Raw genomic sequence first — 326 nt, forward strand, 5'->3', positions numbered from 1 at the left:
ATAAAGGTTTTTGTGCTTGGCAAAATAGTGTTTATTATGGTTATAAATTGCATGCAGTGTGTACTACTGATGGGATTTTTACCGATTTTGATGTAACACAAGCTTCTGTACAGGATATTCATTATCTCAAAGATATTAAGCACTTGTATCAAAATTGTACAATATTAGGAGACAAAGGTGATCTGAGTATTGATTATCCAAGAGACTTATTTACTTACAACCAGATTAATATGGAAGTACCTATGCGAAAAAATCAACATGGATATAAGCCTCAGCCTTATATTTTTAGAAAATCCCGAAAGCCCATCGAAACCTTATTTTCGCAA

The 326-nt window shown here is 32.5% G+C and carries 1 protein-coding gene; it reads left to right on the plus strand.

Annotated elements, in window-relative coordinates:
* Positions 1–326: transposase (locus GNY06_RS05940; protein WP_166519216.1), on the plus strand; the 326-nt coding region annotated here is incomplete at both ends.

The organism is Elizabethkingia argenteiflava (assembly GCF_009904105.1).
In the GTDB taxonomy this organism is placed as follows: Bacteria; Bacteroidota; Bacteroidia; order Flavobacteriales; family Weeksellaceae; genus Elizabethkingia; species Elizabethkingia argenteiflava.